At 58.2% G+C, this 22570-nt stretch carries 22 protein-coding genes and 3 tRNA genes; 11 read left to right on the top strand and 14 right to left on the bottom strand.

Annotated elements, in window-relative coordinates; translation table 11 throughout:
• Positions 1-2: 2 nt before the first annotated feature.
• Genes amiB through nnr form a run of 3 tightly spaced genes read right to left on the bottom strand, consistent with a single transcriptional unit; the run spans position 3 to position 3343 of the window.
• Positions 3-1346, bottom strand: coding sequence for an N-acetylmuramoyl-L-alanine amidase AmiB (gene amiB / locus AB8W27_RS02530; RefSeq protein WP_015742597.1), 1344 nt, complete (start codon positions 1344-1346; stop codon positions 3-5).
• 16 nt (positions 1347-1362) lie between these two features.
• Positions 1363-1821, bottom strand: coding sequence for a tRNA (adenosine(37)-N6)-threonylcarbamoyltransferase complex ATPase subunit type 1 TsaE (gene tsaE / locus AB8W27_RS02525; protein ID WP_007702130.1), 459 nt, complete (start codon positions 1819-1821; stop codon positions 1363-1365).
• A complete protein-coding gene (gene nnr, locus AB8W27_RS02520; RefSeq protein ID WP_015742598.1) occupies positions 1814-3343 on the bottom strand; it encodes a bifunctional ADP-dependent NAD(P)H-hydrate dehydratase/NAD(P)H-hydrate epimerase in 1530 nt (509 codons plus the stop codon). The genes tsaE and nnr overlap by 8 nt, the downstream gene beginning before the upstream one ends.
• Between nnr and queG the strand changes: the two genes are divergently transcribed.
• Positions 3342-4481 carry a tRNA epoxyqueuosine(34) reductase QueG gene (gene queG / locus AB8W27_RS02515; protein WP_015742599.1) on the top strand — a complete coding sequence of 380 codons (1140 nt, stop codon included), beginning with the start codon at positions 3342-3344 and terminating at the stop codon, positions 4479-4481. The genes nnr and queG overlap by 2 nt on opposite strands.
• Before the next feature lie 269 nt (positions 4482-4750).
• Here the strand turns inward: queG and AB8W27_RS02510 are convergent.
• The 4 genes from AB8W27_RS02510 to orn form a co-directional block, all read right to left on the bottom strand.
• A tRNA-Gly gene (locus AB8W27_RS02510) sits at positions 4751-4826 on the bottom strand.
• A 33-nt stretch (positions 4827-4859) separates the two neighbouring features.
• Positions 4860-4935: transfer RNA gene (locus AB8W27_RS02505), tRNA-Gly, on the bottom strand.
• 155 nt (positions 4936-5090) lie between these two features.
• A tRNA-Gly gene (locus AB8W27_RS02500) sits at positions 5091-5166 on the bottom strand.
• Between the two features lie 167 nt (positions 5167-5333).
• Positions 5334-5879, bottom strand: a complete 546-nt coding sequence (orn, locus tag AB8W27_RS02495; protein WP_004385284.1) for an oligoribonuclease — start codon at positions 5877-5879, stop codon at positions 5334-5336.
• Between the two features lie 112 nt (positions 5880-5991).
• On the opposite strand from orn, the gene rsgA reads away from it, so the two are divergent.
• The 3 genes from rsgA to mscM all read left to right on the top strand — a co-directional run bounded on the left by rsgA (position 5992) and on the right by mscM (position 11448).
• Positions 5992-7038, top strand: coding sequence for a small ribosomal subunit biogenesis GTPase RsgA (gene rsgA / locus AB8W27_RS02490; RefSeq protein ID WP_015742600.1), 1047 nt, complete (start codon positions 5992-5994; stop codon positions 7036-7038).
• Between the two features lie 97 nt (positions 7039-7135).
• Positions 7136-8098 (top strand): archaetidylserine decarboxylase, encoded by a 963-nt coding sequence (asd, locus tag AB8W27_RS02485; protein ID WP_041923961.1) that lies wholly within the window; start codon positions 7136-7138, stop codon positions 8096-8098.
• Between the two features lie 17 nt (positions 8099-8115).
• Positions 8116-11448, top strand: a complete 3333-nt coding sequence (gene mscM, locus AB8W27_RS02480) for a miniconductance mechanosensitive channel MscM (RefSeq protein WP_015742602.1) — start codon at positions 8116-8118, stop codon at positions 11446-11448.
• Between the two features lie 147 nt (positions 11449-11595).
• Here mscM and epmA read toward each other — a convergent pair whose 3' ends face one another.
• Positions 11596-12573 (bottom strand): elongation factor P--(R)-beta-lysine ligase, encoded by a 978-nt coding sequence (epmA, locus tag AB8W27_RS02475; RefSeq protein WP_015742603.1) that lies wholly within the window; start codon positions 12571-12573, stop codon positions 11596-11598.
• Between the two features lie 302 nt (positions 12574-12875).
• Between epmA and frdA the strand changes: the two genes are divergently transcribed.
• From frdA to AB8W27_RS02450, 5 genes are all read left to right on the top strand, one after another.
• Entirely contained in the window at positions 12876-14666 is a 1791-nt protein-coding gene (gene frdA, locus AB8W27_RS02470; RefSeq protein ID WP_041923962.1) for a fumarate reductase (quinol) flavoprotein subunit, read from the top strand.
• Positions 14659-15405 (top strand): succinate dehydrogenase/fumarate reductase iron-sulfur subunit, encoded by a 747-nt coding sequence (locus tag AB8W27_RS02465; RefSeq protein ID WP_015742605.1) that lies wholly within the window; start codon positions 14659-14661, stop codon positions 15403-15405. Before frdA ends, AB8W27_RS02465 begins: the two co-directional genes overlap by 8 nt.
• On the top strand, positions 15405-15800 hold the full coding sequence (frdC, locus tag AB8W27_RS02460) for a fumarate reductase subunit FrdC (RefSeq protein ID WP_007764482.1): 396 nt from the start codon (positions 15405-15407) through the stop codon (positions 15798-15800). The genes AB8W27_RS02465 and frdC overlap by 1 nt, the downstream gene beginning before the upstream one ends.
• A gap of 10 nt (positions 15801-15810) precedes the next feature.
• Entirely contained in the window at positions 15811-16170 is a 360-nt protein-coding gene (gene frdD, locus AB8W27_RS02455) for a fumarate reductase subunit FrdD (RefSeq protein ID WP_015742606.1), read from the top strand.
• Positions 16171-16291: 121 nt separating this feature from the next.
• Complete coding sequence (locus AB8W27_RS02450) at positions 16292-16825, top strand: lipocalin family protein (RefSeq protein WP_032805693.1); 534 nt, start codon at positions 16292-16294, stop codon at positions 16823-16825.
• Here AB8W27_RS02450 and sugE read toward each other — a convergent pair.
• On the bottom strand, positions 16822-17139 hold the full coding sequence (sugE, locus tag AB8W27_RS02445) for a quaternary ammonium compound efflux SMR transporter SugE (protein ID WP_007702160.1): 318 nt from the start codon (positions 17137-17139) through the stop codon (positions 16822-16824). The genes AB8W27_RS02450 and sugE overlap by 4 nt on opposite strands.
• Positions 17140-17415: 276 nt before the next feature.
• Here sugE and AB8W27_RS02440 point away from each other — a divergent pair, with 276 nt between their 5' ends.
• Positions 17416-18021: a response regulator transcription factor gene (locus tag AB8W27_RS02440; protein WP_015742609.1), complete on the top strand. Its 606-nt coding sequence runs from the start codon at positions 17416-17418 to the stop codon at positions 18019-18021.
• 40 nt (positions 18022-18061) lie between these two features.
• On the opposite strand, the gene ecnB is transcribed toward AB8W27_RS02440, so the two are convergent.
• The 3 genes from ecnB to efp all read right to left on the bottom strand — a co-directional run bounded on the left by ecnB (position 18062) and on the right by efp (position 19067).
• Positions 18062-18208: a lipoprotein toxin entericidin B gene (gene ecnB, locus AB8W27_RS02435; RefSeq protein WP_007678873.1), complete on the bottom strand. Its 147-nt coding sequence runs from the start codon at positions 18206-18208 to the stop codon at positions 18062-18064.
• A gap of 102 nt (positions 18209-18310) precedes the next feature.
• A complete protein-coding gene (locus AB8W27_RS02430; RefSeq protein WP_007764507.1) occupies positions 18311-18442 on the bottom strand; it encodes an entericidin A/B family lipoprotein in 132 nt (43 codons plus the stop codon).
• Between the two features lie 58 nt (positions 18443-18500).
• Positions 18501-19067: an elongation factor P gene (efp, locus tag AB8W27_RS02425; protein ID WP_004386068.1), complete on the bottom strand. Its 567-nt coding sequence runs from the start codon at positions 19065-19067 to the stop codon at positions 18501-18503.
• A 40-nt stretch (positions 19068-19107) separates the two neighbouring features.
• Here efp and epmB point away from each other — a divergent pair, with 40 nt between their 5' ends.
• Positions 19108-20136 (top strand): EF-P beta-lysylation protein EpmB, encoded by a 1029-nt coding sequence (gene epmB, locus AB8W27_RS02420; RefSeq protein ID WP_015742610.1) that lies wholly within the window; start codon positions 19108-19110, stop codon positions 20134-20136.
• A gap of 147 nt (positions 20137-20283) precedes the next feature.
• Here epmB and AB8W27_RS02415 read toward each other — a convergent pair whose 3' ends face one another.
• Positions 20284-20637 (bottom strand): DUF4156 domain-containing protein, encoded by a 354-nt coding sequence (locus AB8W27_RS02415; protein WP_007702174.1) that lies wholly within the window; start codon positions 20635-20637, stop codon positions 20284-20286.
• A gap of 242 nt (positions 20638-20879) precedes the next feature.
• Complete coding sequence (gene groL / locus AB8W27_RS02410) at positions 20880-22523, bottom strand: chaperonin GroEL (protein ID WP_007764515.1); 1644 nt, start codon at positions 22521-22523, stop codon at positions 20880-20882.
• Positions 22524-22570 lie beyond the last annotated feature (47 nt).

The following is a 22570-nucleotide window of genomic DNA, read 5'->3' as shown; positions in this document are numbered from 1 at the left end:
CCTTACTGAATCACGGTGACCTGGCTTGTGGCGTTGTCAGCGGAGCGGGCGGTCTGCCCCGTTCCGCCGTCACCCTTTGGCGCGGCCTGGAGCGGATGTGCAATAAAGTAATTGCGCAGCCCCTGATAAATCGCTTCGGCGATTTGCTGCTGATAATCGTCGCTTGCCAGCAAGCGCTCTTCGCCGTTATTGCTGATAAAACCCGTTTCTACCAGTACCGACGGGATATCGGGCGAGCGCAGTACGCCGAGGCTTGCGTGTTCCGGCCGGCGTTTATGCAGTGAGCCCACCTGCTGAAGCTGCCCCAGCACGCTGGTGGCGACATCATAACCGACGCGCTGCGAATGGCCGAACTGCAAATCCAGCACCGCCTGGCTCAGGTACGGGTCCGCCTGGCTGTTAGCCAGCACGTCGCCCGCGCCGCCGAGCAGTTCCGACTGCTTCTCATGCTGCTCCAGCCAGCTCGCCATTTCGCTGTTGGCGCGGCGGTTAGAGAGCACCCAGACGGACGCGCCGGTGGCGTCGCGGTTAGGCGCGGCGTCGGCGTGAATCGACACGAGCAGGTTCGCGTTTTGCTGGCGCGCCACATCGGAGCGGCCCATCACCGAGATAAAATAGTCGCCGTCGCGGGTCAGCACGCCTTTGAACATCGGATCGTCATTGAGCAACGTACGCAACTTACGGGCGATGGCGATGGTGACGTTTTTCTCGCGCACGCCGCCGGGGCCGATAGCGCCAGGGTCTTGTCCGCCGTGTCCTGCGTCGATAGCCACCACCACGCGATCGGATGTCGTCGCCCGACTGACGCTGCGCCCCGGCCGCGTCACGGTATTGCTGCCGACGACGCTGGTGATGCGGTCGTTATCCGAGCGGAACGGGTTGCGCGCAGGCTCGGACGATCGAACGGGTGCGGCGACAGGCTCACGCTGCGCCACTACGGGCGGCGGAGGTGGAGGCGGTTCATCGGCATCGATCGTGAAGACGACGTTATAGCCTGCGCCCTTTTGCTGCTTCACGGCGCGGGCTTTGCCGTCTTTGGTTAAATCGACCACCAGGCGCAACGACTGATTATCGTTGGGCTGACCGGCGCGAATGCTTTTGACCAGGTTTTCGCCGCTGAACATCAGCGGCAGCCCCTGAATCACGCCCGTCTGTTTAATATCAAGGGCGACGCTGCGCTTACCCTGCTGCGAGTAAGCGTATTCAGGATCGCCCATAAAACTTAAGGTGATCCGCGCCTGGCCATCGCCGTTGGAAACCTGAATATCGGACAGCGTCGCCCCGAACGCGGGCGCGCATATCGCCAGCAGAAGCGCCACTACCCAGTTTTTCATGCGTGTGATCATCCTGTCGTCCTTGCGTTCAGGCGAGGCGAGCCAGCAGCGCGTCGCCGGCGGCGGAGACCGCTTTCACCCGCGCTTCACGCCCCTGATCCTGCCATGACAAGTGGATTTCGATGTCTGGCGGCGGCAACACGCCCGCCCCCTGCTGCGGCCATTCGACAAGACAAATGGCGTCATCGGTGAAGTAATCGCGGATGCCCATAAACTCCAGCTCTTCCGGATCGGCCAAGCGATAGAGATCGAAGTGGTAAACCATTCTGTTTTCCAGCGTATAAGGCTCTACCAGCGTGTACGTCGGGCTTTTGACATTGCCCTGATGACCACACGCTTGCAGGAACCCACGGCTGAACGTGGTTTTGCCCGCGCCCAAATCGCCGTAAAGGTGGATAACGGTCGCGCCTGTGCAGGCGCGCGCCACGCGTGCGCCAAGGTCGAGGGTGGCCTGCTCTTCGGGTAAAGGTATAACGCGATTAATCATGATTCTGGTCTGTGTCTATATCCGGGTTAACAAAACGATAGAGCGTGGAAAACAGATCGGTCGCCAGCATGCCGCGCGTGCCAAAGCGCTGCGCGAGCGCATCCGCCGCCGCGCCGTGGGCCACGCCGCCTGCGCAGGCGGCGTCATAGGGGTTAAGCCCCTGCGCCAGCAACGCGCCGATAATCCCTGAAAGCACGTCGCCCATGCCGCCCGTGCCCATGCCGGGATTGCCGACATCGATAATGCCGCATTCGTCCTGCGGTCCTGTTACCACCGTTCCCGCGCCTTTCAGCACCACGCAACCCCCGTAGCGCTGCGCCAGCTCTCTGGCGCTAAGTAAGCGGTCACTCTCAATTTCTGCCACGCTACGGTTAAGTAGCCGCGCGGCCTCGCCGGGGTGCGGCGTAAGAATGCGATTGTGACTGGTATCGGGAGCGATTGCCAGAAGGTTAAGCGCGTCCGCATCCCACAGCATCGGTTTGTCGCACTGGCGCACTTTCGCCAGCGCCGACTTGCCCCACTCCTGCTGCCCGAGCCCCGGCCCGATGACCACCACGTCGGCCCATTCCAGGCTCGCGTCGAGCGCGTCGCTGGTGAGTTCATGCACCATCAGCTCCGGGCGTGCGGTGACAAGCGGCGCAATGTTTTCCGCGCGAGTAAGTACTCGCACCAGACCTGCGCCCGCACGCAGCGCCGCCTCGCCGGTCATGCGGATAGCGCCAGCGGTGCCATGATCGCCGCCGATAATTACCAGCTTGCCGTTATCGCCTTTGTGCGAGCCTGCGCGGCGCGGCCTGAGCCAGCGGGAAAGCTGCGTTGCGTCGAAGCGCGCATACGGCGCCTGTTGCCCGACAAGCCACGCCTCCAGACCCAGCGCGTGATAATGCAATCGCCCGACGACGTCGCGAGCGCGGCCAGTGAGCAGGCCCGGCTTGAGCGCGATAAACGTCACGGTGTGCGCGGCATGGATGACCGCGCCCGGCGCGCCGCCGGTTTGCGCCAGCAGGCCGGAAGGAATATCGAGCGCCACCACGGGCGCGCGATGCTGGTTCGCGTGTTCAATCAGCGTGGCGATGTTCTCACGCGGCGCCTGCGAAAACCCGGTGCCGAGCAGCGCGTCGATGATCAGATCGCATGTCTCCGGCAGCGGCGTGTGCGGCGCATGGATTTCGCCGCCTGCGCCGAGCCAGGCCTCACGCGCGGCCTGCGCCTCTTCCGGTAAAGGTTTGTCGCTCTCCAGCGCCAGCAGCGTTACCTCAATGCCCGCCGCCTGCGCCAGGCGCGCCACAACATAGCCGTCCCCGCCGTTATTGCCGTGGCCGCACAGCACCAGCCAGCGCTGGCTGTGCGGATACGCCGCGCGCGCCACCTGAAACGCCGCATCGCCCGCGCGTTGCATCAGTTCGTATAACGTCAGCCCGAGGCTGTCCGCCGCCTCACGCTCCGCCGTACGCAGCCAGTCTGCGGGCCAGACGGAGTGTGGTATACTGGCGTCGTTTTTGTTCATCCCGTGGTCCGTCATGTCTGAACCCCTCGATCTCAATCAGTTAGCGCAAAAAATTAAACAATGGGGTGCCGAGCTGGGTTTCCAGCAGGTCGGTATTACCGATACCGATCTCAGCGCCAGCGAAGGCGCGTTACAGGCGTGGCTGGATAAACAGTACCACGGCGAGATGGAGTGGATGGCGCGTCACGGTATGTTGCGCGCCCGCCCGCATGAACTGCTGCCCGGCACGCTGCGCGTTATCAGCGTGCGCATGAATTATCTGCCTGCCAATGCGGCCTTTGCCAGCACGCTGAAAGATCCCTCGCTCGGCTACGTAAGCCGTTACGCCCTGGGGCGCGATTACCATAAGCTTTTGAGAAACCGCCTGAAAAAACTCGGCGAAACGCTGCAACAGCATTGCGCGTCGCTGAATTTTAGACCTTTTGTCGACTCCGCGCCCATCCTTGAACGCCCTCTCGCCGAAAAAGCGGGCCTCGGCTGGACCGGCAAACATTCCCTGATCTTAAGCCGCGATGCCGGGTCGTTTTTCTTTCTTGGCGAGCTGCTGGTGGATTTGCCGTTGCCGGTGGATAAGCCCGTGGAAGACGGCTGCGGGCGCTGCGTGGCCTGCATGACCATCTGCCCCACCGGCGCGATTGTCGAGCCGTACACGGTCGATGCCCGCCGCTGTATCTCCTATCTCACCATTGAGCTTGAAGGCGCCATTCCGGAAGAATTTCGCCCGCTGATGGGCAACCGCATCTATGGGTGCGATGACTGCCAGCTGATTTGCCCGTGGAACCGTTTTTCACAGCTCACCGACGAAGCGGATTTCAGCCCACGCCAGGCGCTGCATGCGCCGAAGCTGATTGAGCTGTTTAGCTGGAGCGAAGCGCACTTTCTGAAAGTTACGGAAGGATCGGCGATTCGCCGCATCGGCCACTTACGCTGGCTGCGTAATATTGCGGTCGCGCTCGGTAACGCGCCCTGGGATGAAGCCAATATCACGGCGCTGCAGCAACGCAAAGGTGAGCACCCACTTCTTGATGAGCATATTGACTGGGCGATTGCGCAACAAACAGACAAACGTAATGCATGCGTGGTGGAAGTGCAGTTGCCGCAGAAACAGCGACTGGTCAGGGTGATCGAAAAAGGATTGCCGCGCGACGCCTAAAGGCGTTTTCCTGTGAATAAAATTAAAAAAGTCTTGTCATTCAAAGGCCCTGTTTATCAAAAAGCCTCAAAAATAACATTTGGTAATAAATTATTTATTTTAAATATCAATAAGATAAAGAAAAGATGTGAATAAAATTATCATTCTCGCTCGCAGGATAACTTTCTGCGATCTGTGGATAACTCTGTTCAGAACTGTTTTGGATAAACGTAAAAAACCCGCCGTAGCGCGCTTTATCGCTGTGGATAATTTGTACAATCGAGGAGATTTGGAGCGGGAAACGAGACTCGAACTCGCGACCCCGACCTTGGCAAGGTCGTGCTCTACCAACTGAGCTATTCCCGCTTGGGTGGTGTTGCCTTACGGCATTTCAAATTTTGGAGCGGGAAACGAGACTCGAACTCGCGACCCCGACCTTGGCAAGGTCGTGCTCTACCAACTGAGCTATTCCCGCTTAATCTTTGTCTTTCTGACTGCCACTGCGTTGGCTGCCTTCACTCATCTTAGTCACTTACTTAAGTAAGCTCCCAAGAATTCGTTCCGTTGCCGCCTTGTCGCAATCCGAAATACGTTGATTGGGTGGTGCTGCCTTTCGGCGATTTCAAATTTTGGAGCGGGAAACGAGACTCGAACTCGCGACCCCGACCTTGGCAAGGTCGTGCTCTACCAACTGAGCTATTCCCGCTCTGCGTAATTCACATTTCTGTGTCGTTACGGGAGGCGCATTATACGAGAAATGATTTCTACCGCAACCCCTTAAACGCTTTTTTTCGTGATTTTTGTCTGACTGCTTTTTTATTCGCCAAAGCGATCACTTTATCAACAAAAGAGGGGCTTAGCCCCTCGTTGGCGTCACAGTTTAATAAAATGTTCGCGGTAATAAGCGAGTTCCGCCACCGATTCGCGGATGTCGTCCAGCGCCTGATGGGTATTTTGTTTCTTTAAGCCGTCGAGCACTTCCGGCTTCCAGCGGCGCGCCAGCTCTTTCAGCGTGCTCACATCGAGATAGCGGTAGTGGAAATACGCTTCCAGCTCCGGCATGTACTTAAACAGGAAGCGGCGATCCTGGCCGATACTGTTGCCGCAGATGGGTGACTTCCCGGCGGGCACCCACTGCTTGAGAAATTCGATCGTCGCCAGTTCCGCTTCGCGATCGCCCATCGTGCTGGCCTTAACGCGATCCACCAGCCCGCTGGCGGTATGGGTGCGCACGTTCCAGTCATCCATGAGCGCCAGCTGCTCGTCAGACTGATGTACGGCGATAACCGGCCCTTCCGCCAGAATGTTGAGGTTGGCATCGGTCACCAGGGTGGCTATCTCGATGATGCGATCCTGTCGCGGGTCGAGCCCGGTCATTTCCAGATCGATCCAAATGAGGTTGTTTTCATTGGCACTCATGCTATTTTCCATCCGTTATCGCGTCACGCTGGGGTGACAGGCAGTTAATTCATTTACAATAGCTGGTATCATAGAGGTTTTGCCCACCAGGGGCGACCAGGAGCCATTAAGATTGAGCAAAAATAAACTCTCCAAAGGTCAGCAACGCCGCGTATCAGCGAACCATCAGCGCCGGCTCAAACAGACTCCGGAGAAAGCCGATCCCGACGACTCGCAATTTGGTGAGCCTCGCGACGGCCGCGTTATCAGTCGTTTTGGTCAGCATGCCGACGTCGAATCGTCTGACGGCGGGGTGCACCGTTGTAACATTCGCCGCACCATCCGGTCGCTGGTCACTGGCGATCGCGTCGTCTGGCGCCCGGCGAAAGAAAATGTCCAGGGCAAAGGCATTGTCGATGCGGTGCACGAGCGCACGTCTGTCCTGACGCGTCCGGACTTCTACGACGGCGTAAAGCCTATCGCCGCGAACATCGACCAAATCATCATCGTCTCAGCTATCCTGCCGGAGCTGTCGCTGAATATTATCGACCGCTATCTGGTGGCCTGCGAAACGCTGGACGTTGAACCGTTACTGGTCCTGAACAAGACCGACCTGCTTGATGAAAAGGGCCTTGCCTTCGTCAATGAGCAGATGGATATCTATCGCCGTATCGGCTATCGCGTCCTGCTGGTTTCCAGCTACAAAGACGAAGGGTTGAAAGAACTGGAAGAGGCGCTCATCGACCGCACCAGTATCTTCGCCGGGCAGTCGGGCGTGGGTAAATCGAGCCTGCTGAATAATCTGCTGGGCCTGAAGGACAATCAGATTCTGGTTAACGACGTGTCTGATAACTCCGGTCTTGGCCAGCACACCACCACCGCCTCGCGCCTCTACCACTTCCCCGGCGGCGGCGAAGTCATCGACTCGCCGGGCGTGCGCGAGTTCGGCCTGTGGCACCTTGAGCCGGAGCAGATAACCCAGGGCTTTATCGAATTCCACGACTACCTGGGCCTGTGCAAATTCCGCGACTGTAAACACGGCAACGATCCTGGCTGCGCCATCCGCGAAGCCGTGGAGCGCGGCGACATCGCCGAAACCCGTTTCGATAACTATCACCGGATTCTGGAAAGCATGGCGCAGGTCAAAACGCGTAAAAACTTTTCCGAAAGCGACGACTGACAATGACGCCCGGCGTCGTTAGAATCAGCCCCCTTTTTCTGACAGGCCCGGCGTTCAGCCGGGCCAGGAACGATGAAACACTGGCCTGGAGGCTACCTTGTTAAACGAAATCAAACTTTCGCTGCAATATATTCTGCCTAAACAGTGGCTCACCCGCCTTGCCGGCTGGGGCGCGAGCAAACGCGCAGGCTGGCTGACCAAACTGGTCATCGATCTGTTCGTGAAATACTACAAGGTCAATATGAGCGAGGCGCAGAAGCCCGATACCGCCAGCTACCGCACCTTTAACGAGTTTTTCGTGCGTCCGCTGCGTGATGAAGTTCGCCCGCTGAATACCGACCCGAACGTGCTGTCTATGCCGGCGGATGGCGTTATCAGCCAGCTCGGACGCATCGAAGGCGATAAGATTTTGCAGGCCAAAGGCCATAACTACACGCTGGAAGCGCTGCTGGCGGGCAACTATCTGATGGCCGATCTGTTCCGTAACGGCACCTTCGCGACCACTTACCTGTCGCCGCGTGACTATCACCGCGTGCATATGCCGTGCAACGGCATCCTGCGCGAAATGATCTACGTGCCGGGCGATCTCTTCTCCGTAAACCACCTGACCGCGCAAAACGTGCCGAACCTGTTCGCCCGTAACGAGCGCGTTATCTGTCTGTTCGACACCGAATTCGGACCGATGGCGCAAATTCTGGTAGGCGCGACGATTGTGGGGAGCATCGAAACCGTCTGGGCTGGCACCATCACCCCGCCGCGCGAAGGCATCATCAAGCGCTGGACGTACCCGGCGGGCGAAAGCGACGGCGCCGTGGCGCTGCTGAAAGGCCAGGAGATGGGCCGCTTTAAGCTGGGCTCTACGGTTATCAACCTGTTCGCGCCGGGCAAAGTGGAGCTGGTCGAGCATCTGCAAAGCCTCTCCGTCACTCGTCTGGGCGAGCCGCTCGCGGTTTCGGTCGAAGCGGTCGCAGCCGATGTCGCGCCTGCGGTGATTTCAGCCGAAGAAGCTGAAGCCGAGCGCGATGCCAACCCACTGGTAGATAACGACCACGACCGTTAAGAAAAAGGTAAAATGACGTGCGCCTGATCCTTTACGTGCTGCTGGCCTGGAGCCTGAGCTTTTGGGCGAACGCCGCGACAGCGCCTGATGAAAAACAGATAGCGCAGGAGCTGGAGCAGGCCAAAGCGGCCAAAAACCAGCCCGATCAGGCGCAAGTGGTTGAAGCCTTACAATCTGCGCAAAACGCGCTTGAGGAACGAAAAGCCTCCCTGGAGCGCGCGAAGCAATATCAGCAGGTTATCGATAATTTCCCAAAGTTATCGCAGTCGCTGCGCCAGCAACTCAACAACCTGCGCGATGAGCCGCGCCGCGTGCCTACGGGGCTTACCACCGACGCGCTCAATCAGGAGATCCTCCAGGTCAGCAGTCAGCTGCTGGAGAAGAGCCGTGAAGCGCAGCAGGAGCAGGATCGCGCGCGTGAAATCGCCGACTCCTTAAGCCAGCTTCCCCAGCAACAAACCGACGCGCGCCGTCAGCTTAACGACATGGAACGCCGCGCGGGCGCGCCGACCGGCTCCAGTGCGCTCGGGGCCGCGCAGCTTCTCAGCCAGCAGGCTGAATCAGCCCAGCTCAAAGCCCGCGTTGATGAACTCGAACTCGCCCAGCTCTCCGCCAGCAACCGCCAGGAGCTGGCGCGCCTGCGCGCCGAACTTGCGCAAAAGCAAAGCGAACAGCTGGATGCTTATCTCCAGGCGCTGCGCAATCAGCTTAACAGCCAGCGCCAGCAGGAAGCTGAGCGCGCGCTGGAAAGCACCGAACTGCTGGCCGAAAACAGCGCCAACCTGCCCCCCGCCATTGTCGAGCAGTTCAACGTCAACCGCGAACTGTCGCGCGCGCTGAACCAGCAGGCGCAGCGCATGGATCTGGTCGCGTCCCAACAGCGTCAGGCCACCAGCCAGACCATGCAGGTGCGTCAGGCGTTAACCACGCTGCGTGAACAGTCGCAGTGGCTCGGCGTTTCCAACGTGCTTGGCGAGGCGCTGCGCGCGCAGGTGTCGCGCCTGCCGGAGATGCCAAAGCTTCAGCAGCTTGATACCGAAATGGCCCAGCTGCGCGTCCATCGCCTGCGCTATGAAGATCAGCTCAACAAGCAGCCGCAGCTGCGCCAGTTGCGCCAGACAGACGGCAAACCGCTGACGGCGGAGCAGAACCGCATTCTTGAGGCGCAGTTGCGCACCCAGCGCGAACTGCTCGGCTCCCTGTTGCAGGGCGGCGATACGTTAATCCTTGAGCTTACCAAGCTGAAAGTGGCGAACAGCCAGCTTGAGGACGCGCTGAAAGAAGTGAACGAGGCGACGCACCGCTATCTGTTCTGGACCGCCGATGTCAGCCCGCTCAGCATCAGCTGGCCGGTGGATATCGTGCAGGATTTGCGCCGTCTTATCTCGCTCGACTCTTTCGGCCAGCTTGGCAAAGCCGCCGTGATGATGGTAACCAGCAAAGAAACGCTGCTGCCGTTGTTTGGCGCGCTGCTGCTGGTAGGCTTTAGCATCAGCTCCCGACGTCACTTTGCGGCGTTTCTGGAGCGTTCCAGCGCGCGGGTCGGTAAAGTCACGCAGGACCACTTCTGGCTGACGCTGCGCACAGTTTTCTGGTCGATTCTGGTGGCGTCGCCGCTGCCGGTGCTGTGGGCGACGCTCGGCTATGGCCTTCGCGAAGCCTGGCCCTACCCTATCGCCGTGGCGGTCGGCGACGGCGTCACCGCCACGGTGCCGCTGCTGTGGGTTGTGATGATTTCAGCCGCCTTCGCGCGTCCCAATGGCCTCTTTACCACGCATTTCGGCTGGCCGCGCAACCGCGTCGCCCGCGCGATGCGCTACTACCTGATGAGCATTGGCTTTATCGTACCGCTCATCATGGCGCTGATTACCTTCGATAATCTCAACGACCGTGAATTTTCCGGCTCGCTGGGGCGGCTCTGCTTTGTGCTTATCTGCGGCGCGCTGGCGATCGTCACGCTCAGCCTCAAGCGCGCGGGCATTCCGCTTTATCTCGATAACGAAGGCAACGGCGACAACTGGGTCAACCGGCTGCTGTGGAACATGATGCTGTGCGCGCCGCTGATGGCTATCCTCGCCGCAGCCGTCGGGTATCTCGCGACCGCGCAGGCGCTGCTGGCGCGTCTGGAAACCTCCGTCGCCATCTGGTTCCTGCTGCTGGTGATTTACCACATCATCCGCCGCTGGATGCTTATTCAGCGCCGTCGCCTGGCCTTTGACCGCGCCCGCTCGCGTCGTGCGGAAATTCTGGCCCAGCGCGCCCGCGGCGAAGAAGAACCGCATCACGGGCACAGCACCGAAGGCAGCGTGGAGGTGGAAGTCGCGGAGCTTGATCTCGATGCGATCAGCGCCCAGTCGCTGCGCCTGGTGCGTTCGATCCTGACGCTTATCGCGCTGCTGTCCGTGATTGTGCTGTGGTCGGAAATCCACTCGGCTTTCGGCTTCCTTGAGAACATTTCGCTGTGGGATGTCACCTCGACCGTGCAGGGTGTGGAGAGCATTGAGCCGATTACGCTTGGCGCGGTGCTGATCGCTATCCTGGTGTTTATCGTCACCACGCAGCTGGTGCGTAATCTGCCCGCGCTGCTGGAGCTGGTAGTGCTGCAACACCTGGAGCTGACGCCTGGCACCGGCTACGCCATTACCACCATCACCAAATATCTGCTGATGCTGATTGGCGGCCTGGTGGGCTTCTCCATGATTGGCATTGAGTGGTCGAAGCTGCAATGGCTGGTGGCGGCGCTCGGCGTCGGGCTCGGTTTCGGTTTGCAGGAGATTTTCGCCAACTTTATTTCCGGCCTGATTATTCTCTTTGAGAAGCCGATCCGCATCGGCGATACGGTGACGATTCGCGATTTAACCGGCAGCGTGACGCGTATTAATACCCGCGCCACCACTATCAGCGACTGGGATCGTAAAGAGATTATCGTGCCCAATAAGGCGTTTATCACCGAGCAGTTTATCAACTGGTCGCTCTCGGATTCGGTCACGCGTGTGGTGCTGACGGTGCCTGCGCCGTCGGATGCCAACAGCGAAGAGGTGACGCAGATACTCTATCGCGCCGCCGAGAAGTGTTCGTATGTGATTGATAACCCGCCGCCGGAAGTGTTTCTGGTCGATTTGCAGCAGGGTATTCAGCTGTTTGAGCTGCGTATTCACGCCGCTGAAATGGGACACCGTATGCCGCTGCGCCACGAAATTCATCAGCTGATTTTGCAGGGTTTCCGCGAGCACGGCATCGAGATGCCGTTCCCGCCATTCCAGATGCGTCTGGAGACTCTCGACGGCAAGCGCATGGCGCGAACGTTAAGCTCAGCCGGGCGCACTACCCGCACGCCGGGAAGCATGTAAAGAAAAAGGAGCCTAAAGGCTCCTTTTTTATGGCGGTGAATACGCGTAGTACATGAGGCGGGTGCGCTGCGCTTACCCCCCTACAAAGGTTGATATCGTTTTAACAGGGCGGGTAAGCGCAGCGCACCCGCCACAGATTACCGACCGTTACGCCCGGTCTACCGTAAAGGCGATCACGTCAGCGAGGCTCTCCGCGCCCAGCGCCAGCATAATCAGGCGATCCACGCCCAGCGCCACGCCGGAACAATCCGGCAGGCCCGCTTTTAACGCTTCCAGCAAGTTGTAGTCCACCGGCTGCTGCGGCAGACCGCGCTGGAGGCGTTTGCGATTATCCTGCTCGAAACGCTGCTGCTGTTCGCGCGCGTCGGTCAGCTCATGGAAACCATTCGCCAGCTCAATGCCTTTGTAATAGACCTCGAAGCGCTCCGCCACACGGTGATCTTCGGTGCTGATTTGCGCGAGCGCCGCCTGGCTTGCCGGGAAGTGATAAACAAACACCGGGCGATCTTTACCGATATGCGGCTCAACGCCCATGGAGAACAGCAGTTGCAGCAACGTATCGCGATCTTCTTCGGTATCCGCGATATTGCTCAGATCAAGCTTCGCCGCCACTTCACGCAACTGGGTTTTATCCGCCGACAGCGGATCTATCTCCAGATGACGCTGGAAAGCCTGCTGGTAGGAGATCGTCTCGGCGGGCTGGCACTCCAGCACCTGCTGCAGAAGATCGTCCACCTCGTTCATCAGGCGGTACATATCATAATGCGGGCGATACCACTCCAGCATAGTGAATTCCGGGTTGTGGTGACGTCCCATCTCTTCATTGCGAAAACTGCGGCACAGTTGGTACACCGGCCCACACCCTGCCGCCAGCAGGCGCTTCATATGATATTCCGGGCTGGTCATCAGATAGAGATTGATCCCCTGAGAATGGCCGGGGCCGACGAAACGCGTTTCGAACGGGAACAGGTGAATATCGGTTACCGTCGCCTGGCTCATGCAGGGGGTTTCCACCTCCAGTACGCCGCGGTCCGCGAAAAAGCGGCGGATTTCCGCCATGATGGCGGCGCGTTTTAACAGGTTGGGGATGGATGCGCTCGGCTGCCAGGTGGCCGTCTCGCTCATGGTACTTTCTCCGTCGTCAAACAAGGGCACGAAGTCTACTCGTATCCCGTTCGCCAGACAAATTTTGCGCACATTTTCCCTCCCGCGCACCGGCTTTGCATTTTGTGAGCCACTTCAATTAACCCGCCGGGTAAAAGGCGTCGTAACGCCCCAAAAAATCGAACACATCAAATTTCCCCTTTGGGGCTAAGGTTATACTCAGCTACCCAAAAAGGAGCAGGGGAACGCTTTACCCCCGCGCAGCCCCGAGTTTTCACCTTTGTTACCGCGCGGTGGGAATAACTAAAACCCGGAGGAATGTCGTGCATACTTTTCAAGCCGATCTCGCCATTATCGGTGCCGGCGGTGCGGGACTGCGGGCAGCCATTGCGGCGGCCGAGCGTAATCCCAACGCTAAAATCGCACTGATTTCAAAAGTCTATCCCATGCGCAGCCATACCGTCGCCGCCGAAGGCGGTTCGGCGGCCGTGGCGCAGGATCATGACAGTTTTGAGTATCACTTCCACGACACCGTCGCCGGCGGCGACTGGCTGTGCGAGCAAGACGTGGTGGACTATTTCGTTAAGCACTGCCCGCGCGAAATGTCTCAGCTTGAGCAGTGGGGTTGCCCGTGGAGCCGCCGCCCGGACGGCTCGGTTAACGTCAGACGCTTTGGCGGCATGAAAATCGAGCGCACCTGGTTTGCCGCTGATAAAACCGGCTTCCATATGCTCCACACCCTGTTCCAGACCTCCCTGCAATTCCCGCAAATCCAGCGCTTCGACGAACATTTTGTTCTCGATATTCTGGTGGACGATGGCCAGGCCCGCGGCCTGGTGGCGATGAACATGATGGAAGGCACGCTCGTGCAGATCCGTGCGAACGCGGTGGTGATGGCGACCGGCGGCGCGGGGCGCGTCTATCGCTACAATACCAACGGCGGCATCGTCACCGGTGACGGTATGGGCATGGCGCTGGCGCACGGCGTGCCGCTGCGCGATATGGAGTTCGTGCAGTATCACCCGACCGGCCTGCCGGGCTCCGGCATTCTGATGACGGAAGGCTGTCGCGGCGAAGGCGGCATCCTGGTGAATAAAAACGGCTACCGCTACCTGCAAGATTACGGCATGGGGCCGGAAACGCCGCTCGGCGAGCCGAAGAACAAATATATGGAGCTGGGGCCGCGCGATAAAGTGTCGCAGGCCTTCTGGCACGAGTGGCGCAAAGGCAACACCATCGCCACGCCACGCGGCGATGTGGTGTATCTCGATCTGCGCCACCTCGGCGAGAAAAAACTGCTGGAGCGGTTGCCGTTCATTTGCGAGCTGGCGAAAGCCTACGTGGGCGTCGATCCGGTAAAAGAGCCGATCCCGGTACGCCCGACGGCGCATTACACCATGGGCGGCATCGAAACCAATCAGCAGTGCGAAACCCGCATCAAGGGGCTGTTTGCCGTCGGCGAATGCTCATCCGTGGGGCTGCATGGCGCTAACCGTCTTGGATCGAACTCGCTGGCGGAGCTGGTGGTGTTTGGTCAACTGGCGGGTACACAGGCGATGGATCGCGCAATGGAAACGACGTCCGCCCGCGACGACGCGCTGAACGCACAGGCCGCGGATGTCGAAGCGCGCCTGCATACGCTTGTTCACCAGGAAGGCAATGAAAGCTGGGCGAAAATCCGCGACGAAATGGGCCTGTCGATGGAAGAAGGCTGCGGCATTTACCGCACGCCGGAGCTGATGCAGAAAACCATCGATAAGCTGGCGGAGCTGCAGGAGCGCTTTAAGCGCGTGCGCATCAGCGATACCTCCAGCGTGTTCAACACCGATTTGCTCTACACCATTGAGCTTGGCCACGGCCTGAACGTCGCCGAATGTATGGCGCACTCCGCGATGGCGCGTAAAGAGTCGCGCGGCGCGCATCAGCGTCTTGACGAAGGCTGCACCGAGCGCGACGACGTTAACTTTTTGCGTCATACCCTCGCCTTCCGCGACGCTGACGGTACGACTCGCCTCGATTACAGCGACGTGAAGATTACCACCCTGCCTCCGGCGAAACGCGTGTATGGCGCGGAATCGGAAGCGGCCGATAAAAAGGAGACGGCGAATGGCTGAGATGAACACGCTACGCATTGAAGTGGTGCGTTATAACCCGGAAACCGATAACGCGCCGCACAGCGCGTTTTACGACGTGCCCTGGGATGAGCAAACGTCGTTGCTGGACGCGCTCGGCTATATCAAAGACAACCTGGCGCCGGATTTAAGCTATCGCTGGTCATGCCGCATGGCTATCTGCGGATCCTGCGGGATGATGGTCAACCGCGTGCCGAAACTCGCCTGCAAAACCTTCCTGCGCGACTATACCTCCGGCATGAAAGTCGAGGCGCTGGCGAATTTCCCGATCGAGCGCGATTTAGTGGTCGATATGACCCACTTTATCGAGAGCCTTGAGGCCATTAAGCCCTATATCATCGGCAACACGCGCACGCCGGACCAGGGGCCGAACACCCAGACGCCGGCGCAGATGGCGAAATACCATCAGTTCTCCGGCTGCATCAACTGCGGCCTGTGCTATGCCGCCTGCCCGCAGTTCGGCCTGAACCCGGAGTTTATCGGCCCGGCGGCGATTACGCTCGCGCACCGTTATAACCTCGACAGTCGCGATAAGGGCCAGAAGGCGCGCATGCCGCAGCTCAACAGCCAGAACGGCGTCTGGACCTGTACGTTCGTCGGCTTCTGCTCGGAAGTCTGCCCGAAACATGTCGACCCGGCCGCGGCTATCCAGCAGAGCAAAGTGGAGAGCTCGAAGGATTTCTTAATCGCCATGCTGAAACCCGGCGCAAGGAGTGAATAATGACCTCGAAACGTAAGCCTTATGTACGGACGATGGAATCAGGCTGGTGGAAACAGCTGCCCTTCTACCGCTTTTACATGCTGCGCGAAGGCACCTCAGTGCCCGCCGTCTGGTTCAGTATTGTGCTGATTTACGGCCTGTTCGCGCTCAAGCATGGCCCGGAGAGCTGGGCCGGTTTCGTCGGTTTCCTGCAAAACCCTGTCGTCGTGTTACTGAACATCATCACGTTGCTGGCGGCGTTGCTGCATACCAAAACCTGGTTTGAACTGGCGCCGAAAGCCGCCATCGTGGTGGTGAAAGACGAAAAAATGGGGCCAGAGCCGGTGATCCGCGGGCTGTGGGGCGTGACGGCCATCGTCACGATTGTCGTGCTGTTTATCGCCCTGGCCTGGTAAGGAGGATATCGTGATTAATCAACACCCGAAACGTTCCGACGAACCGGTATTCTGGGGCCTGTTTGGCGCAGGCGGCATGTGGTGCGCGATTATCGCGCCGGTAATCATCCTGCTGGTGGGCATTCTGCTGCCGCTCGGCATGGGGCCGGAAGGCGCGTTCAGCTATGAACGTGTGCTGGCGTTCGCCCAGAGCTGGGTGGGCCGTCTGTTTCTGTTCCTGATGATTGTGCTGCCGCTGTGGTGCGGGTTGCACCGTATTCATCACGGCATGCACGACCTGAAAATCCATGTCCCGGCCGGGAAATGGGTTTTCTACGGCCTGGCGGCTATCCTGACGGTCGTGACGCTGATTGGCGTGATAACGCTCTGACATTTCTCGCCGCTTCTTCGGGAGCGGCGCTTTCCCGTCTCAGTATTTCTTTTCCCTGCTATTACAAAAGCGCAACGGGCATCTACACTTAGCAGTAAAACAGAAGGATCCCGCCATGCGTATTCGACTACTCCCTGTTGTAGCTACCGTCGCGACCGCGGCACTGCTGGTCGCCTGCAGCACCCCTACTCCGCCGAGCGGTGTGAGGGTCGTGGAAGATTTTAACGTTAACCGTTATCTCGGTACGTGGTATGAAATCGCGCGCTTTGACCACCGCTTTGAGCGCGGCCTGGAGCAGGTCACCGCGACCTACAGCCTGCGTGGCGACGGCGGCCTGAACGTTATCAACCGCGGCTTTAACCCGGATCGCAATAAATGGCAGCAGAGCGAAGGTAAAGCTTACTTCACCGGCAATACCCGCCGCGCCGCGCTGAAGGTTTCGTTCTTCGGCCCGTTCTACGGCGGGTATAACATTATTGCGCTGGATAAAGATTACCAGCACGCGCTGATCTGCGGGCCGGATCGCAGCTATCTGTGGATCCTCTCCCGCACGCCGACGATCAGTAAGCAAGTGAAAGAGGATCTGCTGGATTCCGCTACCCGTCAGGGCTTCCCGGTGGAAAAACTGATTTGGGTAAACCAGCGCGCCCGCTAGTGGGTGCTGAGCTTCAGGCCAATAATCCCCGCGACGATAAGCCCCAGGCTTATCAGCCTCGCGGGGCTTGCCGATTCACCTAACAGCAGAATGCCGGTGATGGCAGCGCCCACCGCCCCGATCCCCGTCCAGACGGCGTAGGCCGTGCCGGTTGGCAGGCTTTTCATCGCCCATGAGAGCAGCACAATGCTGACGATCATCGCCGAAACGGTGATGAGGCTCGGCACAACGCGTGTAAACCCGTGGGTGTATTTCAGGCCGACGGCCCAGACCACTTCCAGAAGACCGGCGATAAACAGAACGAACCAGGACATATTCAGCTCCAGGTTTTTGGGGCCGTCCCCGTTCAACATGACGCGCTTGCAGGTCGTCCCGCAAGGCCAGGTGATTAAACAGCGCGATCATCCCTTCTCTCTGCGCGTTTTGCAACCGTGTTTTGCCTAAACCAACACATTCTCATCAGTTAAGCCAGGAAATAGCCGCGATTGTGCGCGTACATCACGGGTTCAGTTAGCAATAAATCTCCCTATGATGAAACACTTTCCTGCTGGCTTCAGCAGGGCCTTCTTCTCTCCATAATGAATCCGAGCATGTATAAAATTTTACTGGTTGACCGCTGTCATTTCAGCCGTACCGGGCTCGAAAGCTGGCTCAATCACGCTGAAGATTTCGCTGCGCCGTTCCATGTGACGGCAACCGATCATTTGCTGCGCGCGCGCGAACTTCTTATTCAGTGGCAGCCCAATATGGTGATTGCCGATCTTCACGGATTTATGGGAGATGTTCACCACGTAAATCAGTTCTCCTCGATTTTTGCCGCTTGCGGCAACACCACGCGTCTTATTCTGCTGCAAAGCGGCCACTCAGACGTGCTGGACGACTATTGCTCGCAACAAATTACCTGGCGCATTGCGAATAAAAATATTCCGCTGCGTGAGCTGGGCCAGATGATTGGCAAAGCGCTGATGTCCCGTCCGCCATTCGGTGAGCCTAAAACGGTGACGCCGCTGCTGACGTTACGTGAAGAACGCATTCTGGAGTGGTGGAGCGAAGGAATGAGTAATGAGGAGATTGCACGCAAAATGGGGATCGCCGTAAAAACGGTTTACACTTATAAACGCAATATTCGTATGAAACTGGGCGCCGATAACCGCTTTTCGCTGTTCGTGCCGCTGCCGGAGATGTGCGCGAGATAACGGTACGACGCCTGAAGGAGCCGTACCGTCGTCGCAAAGATTACTGCGATGCGCGCGTTGCGGCGCCAGAAATCGCGTTGCCGCCGTCCTGAATGTCTTCGCCCACGCCACGGGTGGTGTTACAGGCCGTCAACAGTGAAGAAAGGACCAGTGCTGAAAAGAGCGCCGCAATTGTTTTCTTAACCATAATCTCTTCCTTTTATTGCCTAAGTTATTTGTGTATAGCCATTTAAGCATAGACAAAAACTGACACGCTGGCGGAAGGAAACGATTTTTAGGAACAGAAGAACTATTTTGCCGCGCGCTCAATCGCGCCGCCGAGATGCTGAATATCTTCGCCAAAGCCGCGCGCCGTATTACAGGCGCTCGTAAGCGAACAAAGCAGCAGAATTAAAAGGGAACGTAACAGCGGGGTTTTCATGGGGCGGTCTCTGCAAATATGCGGCGTGGCGACACCACGCCGCAGATAACAGTCGAAATTATTTTACGCGGGAAACGTATTCACCAGAGCGGGTATCCACTTTGATGACTTCGCCGATCTGTACGAACAGCGGTACTTTTACCACAGCGCCGGTAGACAGGGTCGCCGGTTTGCCGCCAGTGCCCGCGGTATCGCCTTTCAGGCCCGGATCGGTATCAACGATTTCCAGCTCTACGAAGTTCGGCGGGGTTACGGAGATCGGCTGGCCGTTCCACAGGGTCACGATGCACTCAGCCTGGTCCAGCAGCCATTTAGCGTTGTCGCCAACCGCTTTCGCGTCCGCGGCCAGCTGTTCGAAGGTTTCGTTGTTCATGAAGTGCCAGAACTCACCGTCGTTGTAGAGGTAAGTCAGGTTCATATCCACAACGTCAGCGCCTTCGGCGGAGTCGGTGGATTTAAAGGTTTTCTCAACGCGGGAACCGGTCAGCAGACGGCGCAGCTTAACGCGCGCAAACGCCTGACCTTTACCCGGCTTAACGAATTCGCTGGATTCAACGGCGTACGGTTCGCCGTCCATCATGATTTTAAGACCGGCACGAAAATCGTTGCTAGAATAAGTCGCCATAAGGCCCTCTGAAATTGTTAACTGGTAGCTAAGCCACAAAATGGCGCATATTGTAACCCTAAAAACCCCATCCCGAGAAGATTGGTTATCGCAACTTGCCGATGTTATCACCGATCCCGACGAGCTCCTGCACCTTCTCAATATAGACGCCAGTGAAGAATTGCTGGCAGGCCGCGACGCGCGCCGGTTATTTGCGCTGCGCGTACCGCGGGCATTCGCCGCGCGGATGGAGAAAGGCAACCCGCAGGATCCGCTGTTGCGCCAGGTATTGACCTCACGCGAGGAGTTTGTCGCGGCGCCCGGTTTTACCACCGATCCGCTTGAAGAGCAAAACAGTGTGGTGCCTGGCCTTTTGCATAAATACCACAACCGCGCGCTGCTGCTGGTAAAAGGCGGCTGCGCGGTGAACTGCCGCTATTGCTTCCGCCGTCATTTTCCGTATGCGGATAACCAGGGGAATAAGCGCAACTGGCAGGCCGCGCTGGATTACATTGCCGCGCACGCGGAACTGGATGAAATTATTTTCTCCGGCGGCGACCCACTGATGGCGAAAGATCACGAGCTGGAATGGCTGGTGGCGAATATTGAGGCGATCCCTCACATTAAACGCCTGCGTATCCACAGCCGTCTGCCTATCGTGATCCCGGCGCGTATTACCGATGCGCTGGTCCGGCTGCTCGGCGAGACGCGGTTACAGGTGCTCCTGGTGAACCATATCAACCATGCGCAGGAAATTGACGACGCGTTTCGCGCGGGAATGACGAAACTGCGCGCAGCAGGCGTTACGCTGCTCAACCAGAGCGTGCTGCTGAAAGGCGTGAACGATAACGCCGCGACGCTGACGGCGCTGAGTAATGCGTTATTCGACGCAGGCGTGATGCCTTATTACCTGCATGTGCTGGATAAAGTGCAGGGCGCGGCGCATTTTATGGTGAGCGACGACGAAGCCCGGGCAATTATGCGCGAGCTGTTGTCGCAGGTATCGGGTTATCTGGTGCCGAAGCTGGCGCGTGAAATCGGCGGCGAGCCGAGCAAAACCCCGCTGGATTTGCAGCTGCGCCAGCGTTGATGCTTTTACCTTCGATGACGGCTGGCGGGGCGCTGACGCTTACCCGCCCTCGTTGAAACAAACGCGACGTAAAAAAACGTAGGGCGGGTAAGCGAAGCGCACCCGCCTTTTTATCCTGAAATACTCGTTAACGCGTAAAAGTCACCCTCAGTTCGGGCACTTATACACCTGACCGACCATTTTGCTGGACGTCGGGACAAAGCTTGAAAGCAGGTTCTGGGTCGGGCTGCTTACGCCATAAAGCACGTTGCCTCCCATGGCTGCGGCCTGGTTACGCAAATCATTTGCCGCGCCGCGCATAGAGCCGCCCTCTTCGCCGTGCTGTCCGGAAAGCCAGTTGCTCTGCTCGCCGGTCGCGGTGCCCAGTAAGCGGCACTCTTTGCCTGGCTGCTCTTCAACAAAACGCACGCTCTGACCCGCGGTCGAGAGTGAGTTACCGTTGCTGCATCCCGCCAGCAGCAGCGCTGCGACAACCATTCCTGTAGTGACTTTCAAGCGCATGTTGTTCCCCATTATGAATAGCTGGTGATAGCCTGGGCTGCGTATGCCCGCTAAGACCTTATACTAAAAGAAGACCAAAAGAAAAACCCCGGCCATTTCTGACCGGGGTTTTCTGTTTTTAATCGAATAATTCAAGTTGCAGGCAGGCGGCAAGTTCATGAATCCCGGTCGCTTACATCAGTAAATGACCGGGGTGAATGCATGCAGCCAGGGCCCCTGCGGCTTGAAGTATGAAGATTAAATTACATCATACCGCCCATACCGCCCATGCCGCCCATACCTGCAGCGCCTAAGTCGGCTTTATCTTCTTTCGGCAGATCGGTAACCATGCACTCGGTGGTGATCATCAGGCCAGCCACAGAAGACGCGTACTGCAGCGCAGAACGGGTTACTTTGGTCGGATCCAGGATACCCATGTCGATCATGTTGCCGTATTCTTCGGTCGCCGCGTTGTAACCGTAGTTACCGTCGCCCGATTTAACGGTGTTCGCAACCACTGACGGCTCTTCGCCGCAGTTCAGCACGATCTGACGCAGCGGCGCTTCCATTGCACGCAGTGCAACTTTGATACCGACGTTCTGATCTTCGTTCGCGCCACGCAGATCGCTCAGTTTGCTTGCTGCGCGAATCAGCGCTACGCCGCCGCCAGCAACCACGCCTTCTTCCACCGCAGCGCGGGTCGCGTGCAGGGCGTCTTCAACGCGTGCTTTCTTCTCTTTCATTTCCACTTCGGTGGCTGCGCCAACCTTGATAACCGCAACGCCGCCAGCCAGTTTAGCTACGCGCTCCTGCAGTTTTTCACGGTCGTAGTCAGAGGTCGCTTCTTCGATCTGCTGACGGATCTGACCAACACGGCCCTGAATAGCGGACTCTTCGCCCACGCCATCAATGATGGTGGTCGCGTCTTTGTTGATAACAACGCGTTTAGCCTGACCCAGATCTTCCAGGGTCGCTTTTTCCAGCTCCATACCGATCTCTTCAGAGATAACGGTACCGCCGGTCAGGATAGCGATATCCTGCAGCATAGCTTTACGACGGTCGCCGAAGCCCGGTGCTTTCACCGCAGCGACTTTCACGATGCCGCGCATGGTGTTAACGACCAGGGTCGCCAGCGCTTCGCCTTCAACATCTTCAGCGATGATCAGCAGCGGTTTGCCTGCTTTCGCAACGGCTTCGAGAACCGGCAGCATTTCGCGAATGTTGGAGATTTTTTTGTCAGCCAGCAGGATGAACGGGCTTTCCAGTTCAACAGCGCCAGTTTCCGGCTTGTTGATGAAGTACGGAGAGAGGTAACCGCGGTCGAACTGCATACCTTCAACCACATCCAGCTCGTCCTGCAGACCGGTGCCTTCTTCAACGGTGATAACGCCTTCTTTACCCACTTTCTCCATTGCTTCGGCAATCAGTTTGCCTACGGTTTCGTCGGAGTTAGCGGAGATGGTGCCGACCTGAGCGATCGCTTTGGAGTCGGAGCACGGTACGGAGAGCGCTTTCAGCTCTTCAACTGCGGCGATAACCGCTTTATCGATACCGCGTTTCAGGTCCATCGGGTTCATGCCTGCCGCAACGGCTTTCAGGCCTTCGGTGATGATAGCCTGTGCCAGTACGGTTGCGGTGGTGGTGCCGTCGCCTGCCGCGTCGTTCGCTTTGGAGGCCACTTCTTTCACCATCTGGGCGCCCATGTTTTCGAACTTGTCTTCCAGCTCGATTTCACGTGCTACGGACACGCCGTCTTTGGTGATGGTCGGCGCACCGAAAGATTTATCCAGCACCACGTTACGGCCTTTCGGGCCCAGGGTGACTTTCACTGCGTCTGCCAGTACGTTTACGCCGCGGAGCATTTTCACACGAGCGTCGTTACCGAATTTTACGTCTTTAGCTGCCATATCGTTATTTCCCTTGAATTCGTACGTTCAGTTTTGTTCGCGCGTGA

Origin of the sequence: Cronobacter turicensis, from assembly GCF_041222865.1 — a bacterium.
GTDB lineage: Bacteria > Pseudomonadota > Gammaproteobacteria > Enterobacterales > Enterobacteriaceae > Cronobacter > Cronobacter turicensis.
Note: the sequence above shows the minus strand (reverse complement) of the source record. Positions and strands in the feature narration are given on the sequence as shown.